A 16,982-nucleotide genomic window follows, 5' to 3' on the forward strand; every position below is an offset into this window, starting at 1 on the left:
GGTGCCCGTTCGGTCAGATGTAGCCTTCCCGCAGGGCATGGGCCACGGCATGGGCCCGGTTGCGCAGGTGCAGCCGGGTGGTCAGCCCGTGCATCACGTTCTTGACGGTGCGTTCGGAGTAGGACAGCTTGCTGGCGATCTCACCGGTGTCGAGCCCCTCGGCCACCAGTCGCAGCACGTCCAGTTCCCGCGGTGTCATCCCCGAGGCCGGGGCGCCGGGACGGCCGACGGTGCCGCGGTGCAGGGTGCCCACCTGGTTGATGAGCCGGCCGAGCAGATCGGCGGGCAGGTCCCCGTCGCCGCGGGCGGCCGCGAGCACGGCCTGCACCAGGCGGGTCGCGGTGGCCTCCCGCCGCCACACGATGGCACCGACCCCGCACTCGATGACGTCGAGCAGTTCCGTCTCCCGCAGGGCCCCCACGACCAGCACCGCGCGCGCTCCCTCGCTGCGCACCAGCCGGCGCAGCCGGGTCAGTGCCGTGTCGTCGAGCACGTCGTCGATGAGCAGGGCCACCGTGCCGGGACCGGACGCGGTCTCCTCCCGCAGATCGATCTCCGGGAAGCGGCGCAACTGGCTGACCGCCCCCTCGCGGGAGATCGGGTCCGAGGCGTGCACGGCCACGGGTATCCGGGTCGTGGAGTCGGCCGTGCCGGGGCGAGTGGTCCGCGATGAGCTGAGCAACCGTTTCCCCTATGTCCGCTTACGCGCCACCCCGGTGGTGCCGGTGGCGGATGTGCACTCACCACCCTTCTGCGACGGGAGAGCGCGACGCAATCGTGGATCACCACGAGCGGCACCACGAGATCGGCCTCAGGCAGACCACGAGACAGGCCTCAGCGGACCACGAGACCGGACCACGAACCCGGCCCCCGCGTGACCGGGTGCGACCCGACGGAGACCGAGGGGTGACGGCCCGTTCGGTTCCACCGGGGCCGGATTCCGCCCCCGTGTCACTTGTCACGGCACTGGTTCCCCGCACCCGCCGTCCTCGAACGCGAGCACACACGAGCACACCAGTCCGAGCCAGGAGGCAGGATGCCCGATCCGCAGCGCGAGCAGCCGAAGTCCCCGCGGCGACAGCGTGCCCGGCCAGGCGAACACCGGCCGGCCGCCGCCCTGCTCGAGGCCGGGATCGCCCGTGCCCGCTCCGGTACGGGCGGTCTGGTGCTGCTCCGGGGAGCCACCGGGACCGGCCGGACCAGCGTCCTGGAGGCCGCGGCACAGGACGCCGCTGACCAGGGCGTACGCGTACTGAGCTCGCGCTGCGCACCGGGCCGGTCCGCCGAGCCCTTCGCCGCGGTGCGTCGGCTTCTCGGCGTCTCGGCGGACCTGGAGGGGCCGGACCCGGCGGGTGACGAACGGGAGCAGGCGACCCTGCTGCGGCGGGCCCTGCACGCGTACGGCGGTGAGTCCCCGCTGCTGCTCGCCGTGGACGACGTCCACCTCGCCGACGGCCCCTCGTACCGCTGGCTGGTCGAGACCGCCCGGCACGTGGACCGATTACCCGTACCGGTCCTGCTGGCCGTCACCGAACGCAGTCAGTACGACATCGACCCGCCCGCGCCGGGTTTCGCTCACACCCTCTCGCCCGCCCTCGTCGACACCCACACGCTCGCCCCGCTCACCGCACGTTCGGCGGCCTGCCTGGTCCGCGCGGAGCATCCCCGCGCCCCCGCCGCGTGGGTCGAGAACTGCGTCCGGGCAGGCGCGGGCAGCCCCCTGCTGCTGCGGGCCCTCCTGGACGACCTGAGCGCGTCCGCGTACACGGCCGGTGCTCCCGACGCCTGCCCGGCCGATGCCCCGGCCCCCTTCAGCCGCACCACGGCCGACGCCCCGGGCGCCCCCGTCCCGTACCCCGCCGTACCCGAGACGTCCGCCGCCCTCTACCCCGGCTCGTATCCGGCCGCCGTGCAGTGGTGGCTGGACAGCGCCGGACCCGGCACGGCGGAAGTGGCACGCGTCCTCGCCGCGCTCGACGAGGGAGGGGAGGGAGGGGAGACGACGGCGGCGGAACCGGCCGGTCTGCTGGCCCAGCTCGCCGGCGCCGACCCGGCCCGGGTCGCGGGCTGGCTCACCGCGATGACCGGGCTGGGCCTGCTGCGCCCCGGCCCCGACGGGCGCCCCCGCTACGCTCATCCGCTGCTGCGGGACGCCGTACTCGCCGGTGTCCCCGACGCCCGGCGGCGCGCTGTGCACCGGGCCGCGGCCGAGGCGATGCTGCACCGCGGCGCCGCCACCGCGGCCGTGGCACGGCAGTTGCTGCTGTCCGGCCCGGCGGGCGGCACCTGGGCACCGGCCGTGCTGCGGGACGCCGCCTCGCTCGCTCTGCGCGACGACCGTTCCGACGACGCCGTCGCCTTCCTGCGCAGAGCCCTGGACGAGCCGCTGCCCGACGACCACCGGCAGCGCGTCCTGACCGAACTGGGCTCCCTGGAGTGCGCGGGCCGGGAGTCCTCGGCCGGGATCCCCCGGCTCACCGAGGCGCTGACCCTGCACGGCACACCGCAGGACCGGGTGCGCGCCGCCGTGGCCCTCGGCACCGCCCTGGCCGGGCGGGGCCGGGCCCGCGCCGCCGTGGAGGTGCTGCGCACGGTGGACGGCCAGCTCACCGGGCATCCCGACCTGGGCGCCGCCCTCCAGACCGCGTCCGCACTGCTCTCCGACCAGGACCAGACGGTCCGCCGGGACGTGTACCGCTGTCTGTCCGCCAACGCCGAGCGCTCGCCGGAACTCGTCGGCCCGGCCACCCGGGCCCTGCTCGTGCGGTACGCGGCCACCGCCGCGCTGACCTCGGCGGACGACGCGATGCGGCAGGTGCGCGCGCTGCTCGCCGAGCCGGCCCACCCGCTCACCGAGCCCTTCCTGCTGGGGACGGCGGCCGCGGTCGCCCAGTGGGCCGACGAACTCGACGAGGCCGACCGCCTCGTGGACCGCGGCCTGGCCGGCCAGCGCCCCGACCTGCTGCACCCGATGCACGCGGCGCTGCTCAACACCCGGGCCGACATCGCCGCCGCGCGCGGCGAGTACGCGCTGCTGCCGGCCGAACGCCCCACCCCGGCGAACGGCCCCTCCAACATCCACGCCACCACCCTCCTCGCGCTCGTGGAGACCGGCCGTACCGCCGAGGCCCGGCGGCTCGCGGACGGCTTCGACCTGCGCGAGGCGCCCGACAACTGGGAGCTGAACCGGTTCCTGTACGCACGGGGCGTGCAGCGCGCCGCCGCCGGTGACACGGCCGGGGCGCTGCACGACTTCCTGGAGTGCGGCCGCCGCCAGACCGCCCGCGACGTGGTCAGCCCGGTCGTCACGCCCTGGCGGTCCGCCGCCGCCGAGTGCCGCCTGGCCCTCGGCAGTCCGCAGGAGGCGCTCGCGCTGGCCGAGGAGGAGCTGCGGCTGGCCCGCACCTGGGGCACGCCCCGCGTCGTGGGCCGCGCCCTCCGGGTCCTCGGCACGGTCACGGGCGGCCGCCGGGGCCTGGACCTGGCCGAGGAGGCCGTACGACTCCTCGCGGACGCGCCGGCCGCCACGGAGAGGGAACTGGTAACCGCGTTGATCGCGCAGGGCCGGCAGCTGACCGCCGCCGGGGACCGCGCCCGGGCCCGGGACTGCCTGCGGACCGCCGCAGAACGGGCCGAACGCCTGGGCGCGCTGCGGCTGCGGACCCTCGCGGAGGAGGCGCTGCGCGAGGGCGGGGCCCGCCGCGCCGCCGGCGCCCGCACCGGCTCCGGCGCCCTCACCGGCAGCGAGCTGCGCATCGCCCAACTGGCGGCCGGCGGCCGAACGAACGCCGAGATCGCCGGTCTTCTGCACCTCGCCCGACGCACCGTGGAGACCCATCTGACCAGCACCTACAAGAAGTTGGGCATACGGCGGCGGGGCGAGCTGGGACGGGCGCTGAACGGGAACTGAGAAAACTGTTATCGCCGCCCCCGCACGCCGTCTCCACCTTGTGATCCCCGACATGGCGAGGACCCCGGGACCGGCTGAGAGGGTGCGTGCGGAACATCAGTGACCCCAGGCGTCGAGAGGCCACCGTGGACAGTCAGCACTGGCGCGCCACCATCACGGCGGCGCAGTCCGGCGACCGGCAGGCGCTGGACGAGCTGGTCGCGGGCTGGCTGCCGCTGGTCTACAACATCGTGGGCCGGGCCCTGAACGGCCACGCCGACGTCGACGACGTCGTCCAGGAGACCATGCTGCGGGCGGTCGGCAACCTCGGCTCGCTGCGCGACCCGGACAGCTTCCGGTCCTGGCTGGTGGCGATCGCCATGCGGCAGATCCGCGACCGGGCCCGCCGCCGGACCCCGGACCGGCTGGAAGAGGCACCGGCCGCGGACTTCGCCGAACTGACCGTGCTGCGTCTCCAGTTGGAGGGACAGCGGCGCGAGGTCGCCGAGGCCGTGCGGTGGCTCGACGACGACGACCGGCAACTGCTGTCGCTGTGGTGGCTGGAGGTCGCCGGCGAACTCACCCGGCGCGAGCTGGCCGCAGCCGTCGGCATCACCCGGCAGCACGCCGCCGTGCGCGTCCAGCGGATGAAGGAGCGCCTGGAGACCTCGCGCGGCATCGTCCGGGCCCTGGCCGGCGCCTGCCCGGACCTGCGCGAGCTGACCGCCCGCTGGAACGGCCGGCCCGACTCGGTGTGGCGCAAGCGGCTGGCCCGGCACATCAGGCGCTGCGGCTACTGCGGCGCCCCCCGCGAGTCCGTCGTACCGGCGGAACGCCTCCTGGCCGGCATCGCACTGGTCCCGCTGCCCGCCGGGTTCACGCTGTCGCTCGCCTTCGGCGGCAAGACGGCCGTGGCCGCCGGCTCCGCCGGATGGTCCGCCAAGCTGCTGGGCGCGCTCACCAAACCGGCCGTCGCCATGACGGCGGGCGCGACGATCGTCGCGGGCGGCGCCTACGTCGTCACCCAGCCGCCCGACGCCCCGCCGCCCCGGGCCGAGGCCACCCCCACGGCGACGGCCGCCGGCTCCGAACCGCCACCGCCCTCCTCCCCGCCCCCACCCCCTCCCACCCCGTCACCGTCGAAGGAGTCCGACCTGTACGGCACGGTCGTCGACGCCGTCGACCGCGCCCCCGACCCGGACACCCGCCCCGCCGCCCTGCCCCGCCGCCCCGAGACGGGCGTCACCAGCACCGGCGGACCGAAGGCGGTCATGCAGCACCGCGGCGACCGCGTCACCCTCACCGGCCAGGGCTACGTCCTGGTCCGCTGGCAGATCTCGCCCAGCTCCCGGCCGGGCGCGCTGGTCATGCCGTCCTGGACCGGCCTGAAGGGCAAGCTGTTCCACGTGGCGTCCGGCGGGTGGCGCCGCATGGACGACCCGCTGCCCGGCGCCCCGAACGGCTACGCGACCGGCATGGGCGGACCGGACATCGGTTACGCCGTGCTGCCGCCCGGCACCCAGCAGATGTGGCAGAACGAGTACTTCTACCTCGACGGCACCGTCACGCTCACCCAGAACGAACGGGGCTGCGACTACGGCCTGACCGTCTTCCCGTCGAACCGGGAGGCCGTGGACAAGGACGTGGGCGAGGGCCCCGCGCAGGGCGCCATCCGCTACGGCCTCGTCCGCGACACTGGCACGGACGGCGCGCCGGTGCCGCAGTACGTCACGCGATCGACCCCGGCCGACCCGGCGACGGTGCCGCAGCGCTCGCGCGTGTAGCGCACAGCACGTCGACGCGGTTGGTCGTGATCGAGTCCACGCCCGCCGCCAAGAGCCGGCGCATGGAGCGGCGGGTGTCGGGGGTCCACACGGACAGCAGGTAGCCGTCGCGGTGCACGCGCTCGGCGAGGGGACGGTCCACCAGCGGGAAACGGTAGTTGAGCCAGCGCGGGCGGATGGCCTCCAGCAGGACGGGCCGGGGCGGGGCCAGGGTCGTCCAGGTGAGGGCGATCTCGGCCGCCGGATCCGCCGCCCGCACGGCGAGCATCGCGTCGGCGCCCGCGCAGTAGTAGACGCGGTCCGCCGCCCCGCCCTCGCGCACGGCGTCCATGATCCGGCGCACCGCCCGCACGCCCGGCGAGCCGGGCAGGTCGATCATCACCCGGTGGCCGTCGGTCGCGGCCAGTGCTTCCGTCAGCGCCGGCACCCCGCCGCCGGTCAGCCCCCGCACCTCCGCCCAGGAGAGCGCGGGCAGCGGCCGCTCGTGCTCCCAGAGCCGCTTCAGCGTCTCGTCGTGCAGCAGCACCGGCACGCCGTCCCGGGTGAGCCGCACGTCGATCTCCACCGCGTCGGCGCCCCGGTCGAGCGCGGACCGCAGCGAGGCGACGGTGTTCTCGCGGACGCGGTAGGGGTCGCCCCGGTGGGCCACGGCGGTGACCGGCCGCTCGGAGTGCTCGGGGGAGGGTGTCACCGGTCGGGCCACCGCACGGTGTAGGCGTCGATCTCGTCCTTGATCCGGGCCTTGCCCGCCTCGTCCAGGAAGGACGCGTCGACCGCGTTCTTCGCCAGTTCGGCAAGTCCCCGCTCGTCGAGGTCGAGCAGCCGGGCGGCGACCGCGTACTCGTTGTCGAGGTCGGTGCCGAACATCGGCGGGTCGTCGGAGTTGATCGTGACGATCACCCCGGCCTCGACGAACTTCTTGATCGGGTGCTCGTCGAGGGTGCGGACCGCGCGCGTGGCGATGTTGGAGGTCGGGCACACCTCCAGCGGGATCCGGTGCTCGGCGAGGTGGGCGAGGAGCTTCGGGTCCTGCGCGGAGCTGGTGCCGTGACCTATGCGCTCGGCCCGCAGATGCGTCAGGGCGTCCCACACCGTCTCCGGGCCGGTGGTCTCGCCGGCGTGCGGCACGGAGTGCAGCCCGGCCGCGATCGCCCGGTCGAAGTACGGCTTGAACTGCGGCCGGGGCACACCGACCTCGGGCCCGCCGAGACCGAAGGAGACCAGGCCCTCCGGGCGCAGCCGGTCGTCGGTAGCGAGCCGGACCGTCTCCTCCGCGGCCACGAGGCCCGCCTCGCCGGGGATGTCGAAGCACCAGCGCAGCACGGTCCCGAACTCGGCCTCGGCCGCCTTGCGGGCGTCCTCGATCGCGTCCATGAAGGCACGCTCGTCGATGCCGCGACGCGTGGAGGAGAACGGGGTGATGGTCAGCTCGGCGTACCGCACCTGCTGCCGAGCCAGGTCCCGGGCCACCTCGAAGGTCAGCAGCCGGACGTCCTCCGGGGTGCGGATCAGGTCGACGACCGACAGGTACACCTCGATGAAGTGGGCGAAGTCGGTGAAGGTGAAGTAGTCGACCAGGGCGGCGGGATCGGTCGGAACCTTGGAGTCGGGGTGCCGGGCGGCCAGCTCGGAGACGATCCGGGGAGACGCGGAGCCCACGTGGTGCACGTGCAGCTCGGCCTTGGGCAGTCCGGCGACGAACGCCTTCAGGTCGCGCGGGGCGCGGGAATCGACGAGATGCTCGGTCAAGGGTTCCTCCCCGGAATGGCGCCGGGCCGGCACGAGGCGGGCGGGGCGCGGGGTGATCGGCTGATCGGTGAATCGAGGTCATCGTAGGCGGTGGGGGGAAGGCGCTTCCCGAGGCGGGCCGTTCGGAGGCATCGCGGGCGGGGCAGCGCCCTCAGGGGCGCGGGGAACTGCGCGACCGGCCCCGACGGACCCGCACTGTGGAACCCGCCGGACCGCCCCGTAGCATGGCGGCACGATCAACCCAGGGGGGATGCACCATGACGGACGCTATGCAACCGGACGGCGGCGGCCACGACCCGTGGGCACCCCCTGAGAGCCGCCCGTCGCTCGACAAGGCCCGGCCGCCCACCCAGGGGCCACCGTCCGTGCACGACCAGGCCACGGTCACCTCGATGCCGAGCGTGAGCTTCACCCCGCCCACCGGTACTGGCGCCGTCCCGCCCCCACCCGTCGCCCCGACCGGCCCCGCCACCGGAGGCTACGGCTACCCCGGCTACCCGCAGGGCGGCTACGGCTGGCCCGGCATGCCCCCGGCCCCCCAGAACGGCCTGGGCATCGCGGCGATGGTGCTCGGCATCGTCTCGTGCACGCTCTTCTGCCTGTACGGCGTGGTCTCCCTGATCACCGGCGTCCTCGCCGTGGTCTTCGGCATCAAGGGCCGCAAGCGGGCCGAGGCCGGAGTGGCCACCAACCACGGCCAGGCCCAGGCGGGGCTGATCATGGGCATCATCGGGATCATCCTCGGCATCGCGGTGATCGTCCTGATCGCCGTCGGCATCACGGCCGCCATCAACAGCGACGAGTACGACGACGACTCGTCCTACGGCGCCCACGGGCCGGTCGCCACCGCCCCGTTTTACCGCTGAAACACCCGCTCTCCACCGCGGACTTGGCCACTACGATGCGTGGGTCTGACAACGGAGGGGAGAACGTCCATGTCCAACACCAATCCCGCGCCCGGTGGTTTCGGCCCGCCGTCCCAGCCCCCGCAGCAGCCGCCCGGCACCCCCGGCTACGGCTACCCGCAGCAGCCTCCCGCCGCCCCGGGCTACGGCTACCCCCAGGGCAGCCCCGGCTACCCGGCCGCGCCGCCCACGGGCTACCCGCAGGCGCCCGGCTACGGGATGCCCGCGCAGCCGAGCAACGGCATGGGCACCACGGGACTGGTGCTGGGCATCATCGGCGTGGTGTGCAGCGTGACGTTCATCATGTGGTTCTTCGGCGTGATCCTGGGCATTCTCGCGATCATCTTCGGCGCCATCGGCCGCGGCAGGGCCACCCGCGGTGAGGCCACCAACAAGGGCGCGGCGACCGCCGGCCTGGTCTGCGGCATCATCGCCACGGTGATCCTGCCGCTGCTGGGTTTCCTGCTCTTCGCCAGCATCATGGGCGGACTCGGCGCGGCTTCCTGAACGAGGTATCCGAGTGCGGGGCCGGTCCGCGGACCGGCCCCGCCTCATGCCCCGCGTGACTCATGCCGTGCGCAGCAGCTCCCGTGACTCATGCCGTGCGCAGCAGCTCCCGGGCCTCCATCAGAGCGAACCCCAGCAGGTTCGGCCCACGCCACCGCTCCGGATCCGCCGCCGCCTCGTCGTCCGCGGCCAGCCCGATGCCCCACACCCGGTCCACGGGGCTCGCCTCCACCAGCACTCGCTCGCCGGTGTTCAGCAGGAACCCGCGCAGCTCGGGATGCGCGCCGAACTTGTGGACGGACCCCTCCACGACGATCCGGAACCGCTCCCGCTGCCATATCGCCTCGTCGAAACCGCGCACCAGCCGCCCGGCCTTCTTCGCCTCGGCGGGGTGCCCGGCGTCGAGCACGGCACGCTCCGCGTCATCGTCCCCGAAGAGCCGGGCCTTGCCCGCCATCATCCAGTGCTCGGCCGTCGCGTACTCCACGCCGTCCACCGTGAACGGCGTCGGCCACCACTGGCTCAGGCAGCTCGGTCCGATCCGGCCGTCCGGCCGCGGCCGGTGTCCCCAGAAGTACAGATACTTGATCTTCGCGCCGGCCCGGGACGCCGCGATCAGGGCCTCCCGGGAGCCGACCGCCCCCGTGGTCTTCTCCATGCGGGCGAGTCTGGCACGCACCACTGACACACCGTCCTGCCTTTCTCCGGCCGACTCGACACCTGGTCGACAGATTCCGTTGCGTAACCAAAAATCAACAACGGAATCCCTTGTTGGAGTGACATCCCTCTGTCAGGATCGGCACTCAAATCGAGCCTGAGCCACGCCGGCCCTCACCACGGGGACACGGAGGAGAGCCACATGCAGAACCCGGGCAACGCCACCCCGGACCGATTCCCGGCCGAGGCGCGCTTCGCGGAAGGCGCGCAGTTCATCGCGGGCCGACCGACCAGGGGCACCTCCGGCCGCACGCACGCGGTCGTGGACCCCGCGTCGGGCGAGGAGGTCCTCACCTACGAGCTGGCCGGCACCGCCGACGTCGACCGGGCCGTCGCCGCCGCCCTTGCGGCCTTCCCGGGCTGGGCGGCGACCACGCCCGGCGAGCGTTCCGACACGCTGCACCGGTTCGCCGCGGTCCTCGCCGACCGTGCCGAGGACTTCGCCCGTGCCGAGTCGCTCCAGTGCGGCAAGCCCCTGAAGCTGAGCCGTGAGTTCGACGTCCCGGGGACCATCGACAACATCGCCTACTTCGCGGGCGCCGCTCGGCATCTCCAGGGACAGTCCGCCGGTGAGTACTCCGGCGACCACACCTCGTACGTCCGGCGCGAGCCCATCGGCGTCGTCGGGTCGATCGCACCCTGGAACTACCCCCTCCAGATGGCCGCCTGGAAGATCCTCCCGGCGATCGCGGCGGGCAACACCATCGTGCTCAAACCCGCCGAGCTCACCCCGCTGACCTCGCTGCTCTTCGCCCAGGCGGCCACGGACGCCGGAATCCCGGACGGCGTGATCAACATCGTCACCGGCACGGGACGGGAGGCCGGTGAGCACCTCGTCGGCCACCCCGACGTGGCCATGACCTCGTTCACCGGCTCCACCGCCGTCGGCAAGCGCGTGGCGGAGATCGCCACGGCCACCGTCAAGCGCCTGCACCTGGAGCTCGGCGGCAAGGCCCCCTTCGTGGTCTTCGACGACGCCGACCCGGAGGCCGCCGCCCACGGCGCGGTCGCCGGCGCCCTCATCAACACCGGGCAGGACTGCACGGCCGCCACGCGCGCGTACGTGCAGCGGCCGCTGTACGAGGAGTTCGTCGCACGGACCGCCGCTCTCATGGAGACCGTCCGGCTCGGCGACCCCTTCGCCCCCGGCACCGACCTCGGCCCGCTCGTCTCGCACGTCCAGCGCGACCGGGTCGCCGGCTTCGTCGACCGGGCACGGGCCTACGCGCGCGTGGTGACCGGTGGGGAAGCACCGGAAGGTGAGCTCGCCAAGGGCGCCTACTACCGGCCCACCCTGATCGCCGACGCGGCCCAGGACAGCGAGGTCGTGCGGTCCGAGATCTTCGGCCCCGTCCTGGTCGTGCTGCCGTTCGACACCGACGACGAGGGCATCGCGCTCGCCAACGACACCCCGTACGGGCTCGCCGCCTCCGCCTGGAGCCGGGACGTGTACCGGGCGAACCGTGCCACGCGCGAGATCAAGGCGGGCTGTGTGTGGGTCAACGACCACATCCCGATCATCAGCGAGATGCCGCACGGCGGCTACAAGTCCTCCGGCTACGGCAAGGACATGTCAGCGTACTCGTTCGAGGAGTACACCCAGATCAAGCACGTCATGTTCGACAACACCGCGGTGGCTGCCAAGGACTGGCACCGCACCGTCTTCGGGGACCGCTAGTCGTACACAGGCCGCCTGACCAACGGCCGCCCACCCTCCGAAAGGGCACCACGCGCATGGAGCAGTACGAGCCCGACCGCCTCTCCCCGGCCCAAGTGGCCGCGATACGGCGCAGTTTCAGGAACGGCAGGGCCGCCCTCACCCGACGGTCCCTGCTGCGCGCCTCCGCGGGCGGGGCGCTCGCAGCCGGCGGACTCGGGACGCTGAGCGCATGCGGTATCCCGGCGGCCGGCCAGTCGCTGGGCGGCGTCTCGGCGCAGGACCACTCGGCCGAGGAGAAGACGGTCGCCTTCTCCAACTGGACCGAGTACATGGACGTCGACGACAGCGGCAAGCGCCACCCGACGCTGGAGCAGTTCACGAAACGTACCGGCCTCAAGGTCAAGTACACCGAGGACATCAACGACAACAACGAGTTCTTCGGCAAGATCAAGCCGCAGCTCGCGGCGGGCCAGGACACCGGCCGTGACCTGATCGTCCTCACCGACTGGCTGGCCGCACGGCTCATCCGCCTGGGCTGGGTGCAGAAGCTCGACCCGGCCCACCTGCCGCACGCCTACGCCAACCTGTCGGCCCAGTTCCGCAGCCCCGACTGGGACCCGGGCCGCGCCTACTCCTACGTCTGGCAGGGCATCTCCACCGTCATCGCGTACAACAAGAAGGCCCTCGACGGCGTCGAGGTGAAGTCGGTCTCCGACCTGCTCGACAACCCCAAGCTCAAGGGGCGGGTCGGCTTCCTGTCGGAGATGCGCGACAGCGTCGGCATGACGCTGCTCGACATGGGCAAGGACCCGGCGGACTTCACCGCCGACGACTACGACGCGGCCATCGCCCGGCTCCAGAAGGCCGTCGACAAGGGCCAGATCCGCCGTTTCACCGGCAACGACTACACCTCGGACCTGACCAGCGGCGACTTCGCGGCCTGTGTCGCCTGGGCCGGTGACGTCGTCCAGCTCAAGGCGGACAGCCCCGACATCGACTTCCTCATCCCGGACAGCGGCTACATGACGTCGACGGACAACCTGCTGATCCCCAACAAGGCCCGGCACAAGACGAACGCCGAGCGGCTCATCGACTTCTACTACGAGCCGGAGCCGGCCGCCGAACTCGCCGCCTACATCAACTACGTGTGTCCGGTCGACGGCGTGAAGCCCGAGCTGGAGAAGATCGACAAGGACGCCGCGAACAACCCGCTGATCATTCCCGACAAGGCCATGGCCGCCAAGTCGCACGCCTTCCGCTCACTGAGCTCGAAGGAAGAGACCGAGTTCGAAGCGAAGTTCGCGAAGCTGACGGGGGCGTGACCTCGATGACGACCAAGACGACCAGGACGACCAAGGCAGACCCCACCGGCGACGTCCGCCTGACGGGCATAGCCAAGACCTACGGCGCCTTCACCGCCGTCCACCCGCTCGACCTGACCGTGCCGCAGGGCTCCTTCTTCGCCCTGCTCGGCGCCTCCGGCTGCGGCAAGACGACCACCCTGCGCATGATCGCCGGACTGGAGGAACCTTCCTCCGGGACGGTGTCCCTGGGCGACCAGGACGTGACCGCCCTCCCGCCCTACAAGCGGCCGGTGAACACCGTCTTCCAGTCGTACGCCCTCTTCCCGCATCTCGACATCTTCGAGAACGTCGCCTTCGGCCTGCGCCGACGCGGTGTGAAGTCGGTGAAGAAGCAGGTCGAGGAGATGCTGGAGCTGGTCCAGCTCGGCGAGCAGGCCCGCAAGAAGCCGCACCAGCTCTCCGGCGGCCAGCAGCAGCGCGTCGCCGTGGCCCGCGCCCTGATCAACCACCCCAAGGTGCTCCTGCTCGACGAGCCGCTCGGCGCCCTCGACCTCAAGCTGCGCCGCCAGATGCAGCTGGAACTCAAGCGCATCCAGACCGAGGTCGGCATCACCTTCATCCACGTCACGCACGACCAGGAGGAGGCCATGACCATGGCCGACACCGTCGCCGTGATGAACGCGGGCCGCGTCGAGCAGCTGGGCGCGCCGACCGACCTCTACGAGAACCCGCGGACCACGTTCGTCGCCAACTTCCTCGGCACCTCGAACTTCATCGAGGCCGAGGTCGACTCGAAGAGCGGCGACGAGATCGTGCTGAAGGCGGGCGGCGGCAAGCTCGTCCTGCCCGGAGCTCGATGTTCCGCGCCCGCGAGCACCGGCGGCAGGGTGCTGGCCGGCGTCCGCCCGGAGAAGATCTCCCTCACCCACGCGGACGACGCCGGCGGGATACCCGAGGGCCGCAACCGCATCACCGGCCGGATCGCCGACTCCAGTTTCATCGGCGTCTCCACGCAGTACGTCGTCGACAGCCCCGTCTGCTCCGACTTCGAGGTCTACGCCCAGAACATCGACCGCGACCCGCGGCTCGTGCCCGGCGCCGAGGTCGTCCTGCACTGGAACCCCGCGCACACCTTCGGTCTGGACGCGAGCCAGGACGCGGACGCCGGAGTGGAAGAGGCGGTCTGATGCCGACACTCACCGAGGCGCCACCGCCGCTCGCACCGGAAGCTCCCGAGCCGAAACCCCCGAAGCGCAGGGGCCGCTGGACGCCGTACTGGCTGCTGCTCCCCGGCATCCTCTGGCTGCTGGTCTTCTTCGCGCTGCCGATGATCTACCAGGCCTCCACGTCCGTGCAGACGGGCTCCCTGGAGCAGGGCTACAAGGTCACCTGGCACTTCGCCACGTACTGGGACGCGCTGTCCGCGTACTGGCCGCAGTTCGTCCGGTCCGTGCTCTACGCGGGCACCGCCACGATCCTGTGCCTGCTGCTCGGCTACCCGCTCGCGTATCTGATCGCCTTCCGCGCGGGCCGCTGGCGCAACCTGATCCTGATCCTGGTGATCGCGCCGTTCTTCACCAGCTTCCTGATCCGCACCCTCGCCTGGAAGACGATCCTCGCGGACGGCGGCCCGCTCGTCGGCGCCCTCGACACGCTGCACGTCCTGGACGTCACCAACTGGCTCGGCTGGACCGCCGGCGACCGTGTCCTCGCCACCCCGCTCGCGGTGGTCTGCGGACTGACGTACAACTTCCTGCCGTTCATGATCCTTCCGCTCTACACCTCGCTGGAGCGCATCGACGGCCGGCTGCACGAGGCCGCGGGGGACCTGTACGCGAAGCCCTCGACGACCTTCCGCAAGGTCACCTTCCCGCTGTCCATGCCGGGCGTCGTCTCCGGCACGCTGCTGACCTTCATCCCGGCGGCCGGCGACTACGTCAACGCCGACCTCCTCGGTTCCACCGACACCCGCATGGTCGGCAACGTCATCCAGACGCAGTTCCTGAGAGTGCTCGACTATCCGACGGCCGCGGCACTCTCCTTCATCCTCATGGCGGCCATTCTCCTCATGGTCACCCTCTACATCCGCCGGTCCGGCACGGAGGATCTGGTCTGATGCCCTTCGTCAACTGGCTGAAAAGAAATCTCGTCGTCATCGCGGGACTGCTGACCCTCGGATATCTGCTCCTGCCGAACGTCATCGTCACGGTGTTCTCCTTCAACAAACCGAAGGGGCGCTTCAACTACGAGTGGCAGAAATTCTCCCTGGACGCCTGGAAAGACCCGTGCGGCGTCTCCGACCTGTGCGGCTCGCTGTCCGTCAGTCTCCAGATCGCGGTCTGGGCGACGCTCGGCGCCACCCTTCTCGGCACCCTGATCGCCTTCGCGCTGGTCCGCTACCGCTTCCGTGCCCGCGGCGCCGTGAACTCGCTGATCTTCCTGCCGATGGCGATGCCCGAGGTCGTCATGGCCGCCTCGCTGCTCACGCTGTTTCTCAACATGGGCGCCCAGCTGGGCTTCTGGACGATCCTCATCGCGCACATCATGTTCTGCCTGAGTTTCGTGGTCACGGCCGTCAAGGCGCGCGTCATGTCGATGGACCCAAAACTGGAGGAGGCGGCCCGGGACCTGTACGCGGGTCCGTTCCAGACGTTCGTCCGCGTCACCCTGCCGATAGCCGCCCCCGGAATCGCGGCGGGCGCGCTGCTCGCCTTCGCCCTCTCCTTCGACGACTTCATCATCACCAATTTCAACGCCGGCTCGACCGTCACGTTCCCCATGTTCGTCTGGGGCTCGGCGCAGCGCGGAACGCCCGTTCAGATCAATGTCATCGGCACCGCCATGTTCGTCGTCGCCGTACTGTTCGTCCTGACTTCCATGGTTGTCGGCAATCGCCGCAACAGACAAAAGGCATGACCGTAGGGAGTTGAAATCATGGCCCCTGGCGCCATGAACCGGTGGACCCGTTCGCTCTCCGACGCCCAGCCGGTGCCGTACTGGCTGGACGACCCCGGCCGGCCCCGCCCGCAGCCCGCCCTCACCACCTCCGAGACCTGCGACCTGCTGGTCGTCGGCGGCGGCTACAGCGGACTGTGGACGGCTCTGATCGCCAAGGAACGCGACCCGGGACGGGACGTGGTGCTGGTGGAGGGCCGCGAGGTGGGCTGGGCCGCCTCGGGCCGCAACGGCGGCTTCTGCGCCGCCTCCCTCACCCACGGCCTGCCCAACGGCCTCGCCCGCTGGCCGGAGGAGATCCACCGGCTCCAGGAACTCGGAGCCCGCAACCTCGACGCCATCGAGGCGGCGGTCGCCCGGTACTCCATCGACTGCGACTTCGAACGCACCGGCGAGATCGACGTCGCCACCGAGCCGTACCAGGCGGCGGAACTGCGCGACTGGCACGAGGAGACGGTCCGCCGGGGCCTCGCCGAGGACGTCGAGTACCTGGACGCCGAGGCGGTGCGGGAACAGGTGAACTCACCCACCTTCCAAGCCGGCCTGTGGGACCGCAGGGGCGTCGCCATGCTGCACCCGGCGAAGCTCGCCTGGGGCCTGAAGCAGGCGTGCGTGCGGCTGGGCGTCCGCGTCCACGAGCACACCCCCGCGCTGACCCTGAAGCCCTACGGCGCCGGCATGGCCGTCCACACCCCCTACGGCCGGATCCGCGCCCGCCAGGTCGCCCTGGGCACCAACATCTTCCCGAACCTGGTCCGGCGGGTCCGCTCGTACACCGTCCCGGTCTACGACTACGCGCTCATGACCGAGCCGCTCACCGAGGGGCAGCTGGCGTCCATCGGCTGGAAGAACCGCCAGGGCCTCGGGGACAGCGCAAACCAGTTCCACTACTTCCGGCTGTCCGCCGACAACCGGATCCTGTGGGGCGGTTACGACGCGGTCTATCCCTACGGCGGCCGGGTCCGCGCCGAGTACGACGACCGCCCGGAGACCTACGCCAAGCTCGCCGGGCACTTCTTCACCTGCTTCCCGCAACTGGAGGGCGTCCGCTTCACCCACGCCTGGGGCGGCGCGATCGACACCTGCTCCCGCTTCTCGGCGTTCTTCGGCACCGCCCACCAGAAGAAAGTCGCCTACGCGGCCGGCTACACCGGCCTGGGCGTCGGCGCCACCCGCTTCGGCGCCGAGGTGATGCTGGACCTGCTGTCGGGTGAGCGCACGGAACGCACGGAGCTCGACATGGTCCGCAAGAAGCCCCTGCCCTTCCCGCCGGAACCCTTCGCCTGGACGGGCATCGCCCTCACCAAGTGGTCCCTGGCCCGGGCGGACGCCCAGGCCGGACGCCGCAACCTGTGGCTGCGCACGATGGACCGGCTGGGCCTGGGCTTCGACAGCTGAACCGGCGGGGTGTGAGCCGGTTCACTCCAACGAGGTGCCGGAACCCGCGTAATGACCACCAGGAGACCTCCTTCTCCCTCGTGACGCGCTGCGCGTGCGCGAGTTTCACGAGAG

Annotated in this window: 14 protein-coding genes; 10 read left to right on the forward strand and 4 right to left on the reverse strand. The window is 71.9% G+C overall.

Features of this window, described 5'->3' with window-relative positions; translation table 11 throughout:
• Positions 1 to 13: 13 nt before the first annotated feature.
• Complete coding sequence (locus ABEA82_RS31890) at positions 14 to 682, reverse strand: helix-turn-helix transcriptional regulator (RefSeq protein WP_345665183.1); 669 nt, start codon at positions 680 to 682, stop codon at positions 14 to 16.
• Positions 683 to 1,036: 354 nt separating this feature from the next.
• On the opposite strand from ABEA82_RS31890, the gene ABEA82_RS31895 reads away from it, so the two are divergent.
• Positions 1,037 to 3,910 (forward strand): AAA family ATPase, encoded by a 2,874-nt coding sequence (locus ABEA82_RS31895; RefSeq protein ID WP_345665185.1) that lies wholly within the window; start codon positions 1,037 to 1,039, stop codon positions 3,908 to 3,910.
• Positions 3,911 to 4,035: 125 nt separating this feature from the next.
• Complete coding sequence (locus ABEA82_RS31900) at positions 4,036 to 5,673, forward strand: RNA polymerase sigma factor (RefSeq protein ID WP_345665186.1); 1,638 nt, start codon at positions 4,036 to 4,038, stop codon at positions 5,671 to 5,673.
• Here ABEA82_RS31900 and ABEA82_RS31905 read toward each other — a convergent pair.
• Both ABEA82_RS31905 and ABEA82_RS31910 read right to left on the reverse strand, forming a co-directional pair.
• Complete coding sequence (locus ABEA82_RS31905; RefSeq protein ID WP_345665187.1) at positions 5,618 to 6,364, reverse strand: glycerophosphodiester phosphodiesterase; 747 nt, start codon at positions 6,362 to 6,364, stop codon at positions 5,618 to 5,620. The genes ABEA82_RS31900 and ABEA82_RS31905 overlap by 56 nt on opposite strands.
• On the reverse strand, positions 6,361 to 7,479 hold the full coding sequence (locus ABEA82_RS31910) for an adenosine deaminase (protein WP_345665255.1): 1,119 nt from the start codon (positions 7,477 to 7,479) through the stop codon (positions 6,361 to 6,363). The genes ABEA82_RS31905 and ABEA82_RS31910 overlap by 4 nt, the downstream gene beginning before the upstream one ends.
• A 200-nt stretch (positions 7,480 to 7,679) precedes the next feature.
• On the opposite strand from ABEA82_RS31910, the gene ABEA82_RS31915 reads away from it, so the two are divergent.
• Positions 7,680 to 8,288 carry a DUF4190 domain-containing protein gene (locus ABEA82_RS31915; protein WP_345665188.1) on the forward strand — a complete coding sequence of 203 codons (609 nt, stop codon included), beginning with the start codon at positions 7,680 to 7,682 and terminating at the stop codon, positions 8,286 to 8,288.
• A 69-nt stretch (positions 8,289 to 8,357) separates the two neighbouring features.
• A complete protein-coding gene (locus ABEA82_RS31920; protein WP_345665190.1) occupies positions 8,358 to 8,834 on the forward strand; it encodes a DUF4190 domain-containing protein in 477 nt (158 codons plus the stop codon).
• Positions 8,835 to 8,922: 88 nt separating this feature from the next.
• Here ABEA82_RS31920 and ybiA read toward each other — a convergent pair whose 3' ends face one another.
• A complete protein-coding gene (gene ybiA / locus ABEA82_RS31925) occupies positions 8,923 to 9,492 on the reverse strand; it encodes a riboflavin biosynthesis intermediates N-glycosidase (RefSeq protein WP_345665191.1) in 570 nt (189 codons plus the stop codon).
• Between the two features lie 201 nt (positions 9,493 to 9,693).
• Between ybiA and ABEA82_RS31930 the strand changes: the two genes are divergently transcribed.
• Genes ABEA82_RS31930 through ABEA82_RS31955 form a run of 6 tightly spaced genes read left to right on the forward strand, consistent with a single transcriptional unit; the run spans position 9,694 to position 16,868 of the window.
• On the forward strand, positions 9,694 to 11,229 hold the full coding sequence (locus ABEA82_RS31930; RefSeq protein WP_345665192.1) for a gamma-aminobutyraldehyde dehydrogenase: 1,536 nt from the start codon (positions 9,694 to 9,696) through the stop codon (positions 11,227 to 11,229).
• Positions 11,230 to 11,285: 56 nt separating this feature from the next.
• Positions 11,286 to 12,533 (forward strand): polyamine ABC transporter substrate-binding protein, encoded by a 1,248-nt coding sequence (locus ABEA82_RS31935; RefSeq protein ID WP_345665193.1) that lies wholly within the window; start codon positions 11,286 to 11,288, stop codon positions 12,531 to 12,533.
• Positions 12,534 to 12,538: 5 nt separating this feature from the next.
• Positions 12,539 to 13,702, forward strand: a complete 1,164-nt coding sequence (locus ABEA82_RS31940; RefSeq protein WP_345665256.1) for an ABC transporter ATP-binding protein — start codon at positions 12,539 to 12,541, stop codon at positions 13,700 to 13,702.
• Positions 13,702 to 14,631, forward strand: a complete 930-nt coding sequence (locus ABEA82_RS31945) for an ABC transporter permease (protein ID WP_345665194.1) — start codon at positions 13,702 to 13,704, stop codon at positions 14,629 to 14,631. The genes ABEA82_RS31940 and ABEA82_RS31945 overlap by 1 nt, the downstream gene beginning before the upstream one ends.
• A complete protein-coding gene (locus ABEA82_RS31950) occupies positions 14,631 to 15,431 on the forward strand; it encodes an ABC transporter permease (RefSeq protein ID WP_345665195.1) in 801 nt (266 codons plus the stop codon). Before ABEA82_RS31945 ends, ABEA82_RS31950 begins: the two co-directional genes overlap by 1 nt.
• A gap of 18 nt (positions 15,432 to 15,449) precedes the next feature.
• A complete protein-coding gene (locus tag ABEA82_RS31955; RefSeq protein ID WP_345665196.1) occupies positions 15,450 to 16,868 on the forward strand; it encodes an NAD(P)/FAD-dependent oxidoreductase in 1,419 nt (472 codons plus the stop codon).
• The last annotated feature ends 114 nt before the right edge of the window (positions 16,869 to 16,982 follow it).

The sequence above is a fragment of the Streptomyces venetus genome (genome assembly GCF_039540295.1).
In the GTDB taxonomy this organism is placed as follows: domain Bacteria; phylum Actinomycetota; class Actinomycetes; order Streptomycetales; family Streptomycetaceae; genus Streptomyces; species Streptomyces venetus.

What these genes read in the sequence shown, in the direction of transcription:
- ABEA82_RS31950 (WP_345665195.1), top strand. Translation starts at nt 14,631, where the DNA reads ATGCCCTTCGTCAACTGGCTGAAAAGAAATCTCGTCGTCATCGCGGGA.
- ybiA (WP_345665191.1), bottom strand. Translation starts at nt 9,492, where the DNA reads ATGGAGAAGACCACGGGGGCGGTCGGCTCCCGGGAGGCCCTGATCGCG.
- ABEA82_RS31955 (WP_345665196.1), top strand. Translation starts at nt 15,450, where the DNA reads ATGGCCCCTGGCGCCATGAACCGGTGGACCCGTTCGCTCTCCGACGCC.
- ABEA82_RS31895 (WP_345665185.1), top strand. Translation starts at nt 1,037, where the DNA reads ATGCCCGATCCGCAGCGCGAGCAGCCGAAGTCCCCGCGGCGACAGCGT.
- ABEA82_RS31915 (WP_345665188.1), top strand. Translation starts at nt 7,680, where the DNA reads ATGACGGACGCTATGCAACCGGACGGCGGCGGCCACGACCCGTGGGCA.
- ABEA82_RS31920 (WP_345665190.1), top strand. Translation starts at nt 8,358, where the DNA reads ATGTCCAACACCAATCCCGCGCCCGGTGGTTTCGGCCCGCCGTCCCAG.
- ABEA82_RS31940 (WP_345665256.1), top strand. Translation starts at nt 12,539, where the DNA reads ATGACGACCAAGACGACCAGGACGACCAAGGCAGACCCCACCGGCGAC.
- ABEA82_RS31945 (WP_345665194.1), top strand. Translation starts at nt 13,702, where the DNA reads ATGCCGACACTCACCGAGGCGCCACCGCCGCTCGCACCGGAAGCTCCC.
- ABEA82_RS31935 (WP_345665193.1), top strand. Translation starts at nt 11,286, where the DNA reads ATGGAGCAGTACGAGCCCGACCGCCTCTCCCCGGCCCAAGTGGCCGCG.
- ABEA82_RS31930 (WP_345665192.1), top strand. Translation starts at nt 9,694, where the DNA reads ATGCAGAACCCGGGCAACGCCACCCCGGACCGATTCCCGGCCGAGGCG.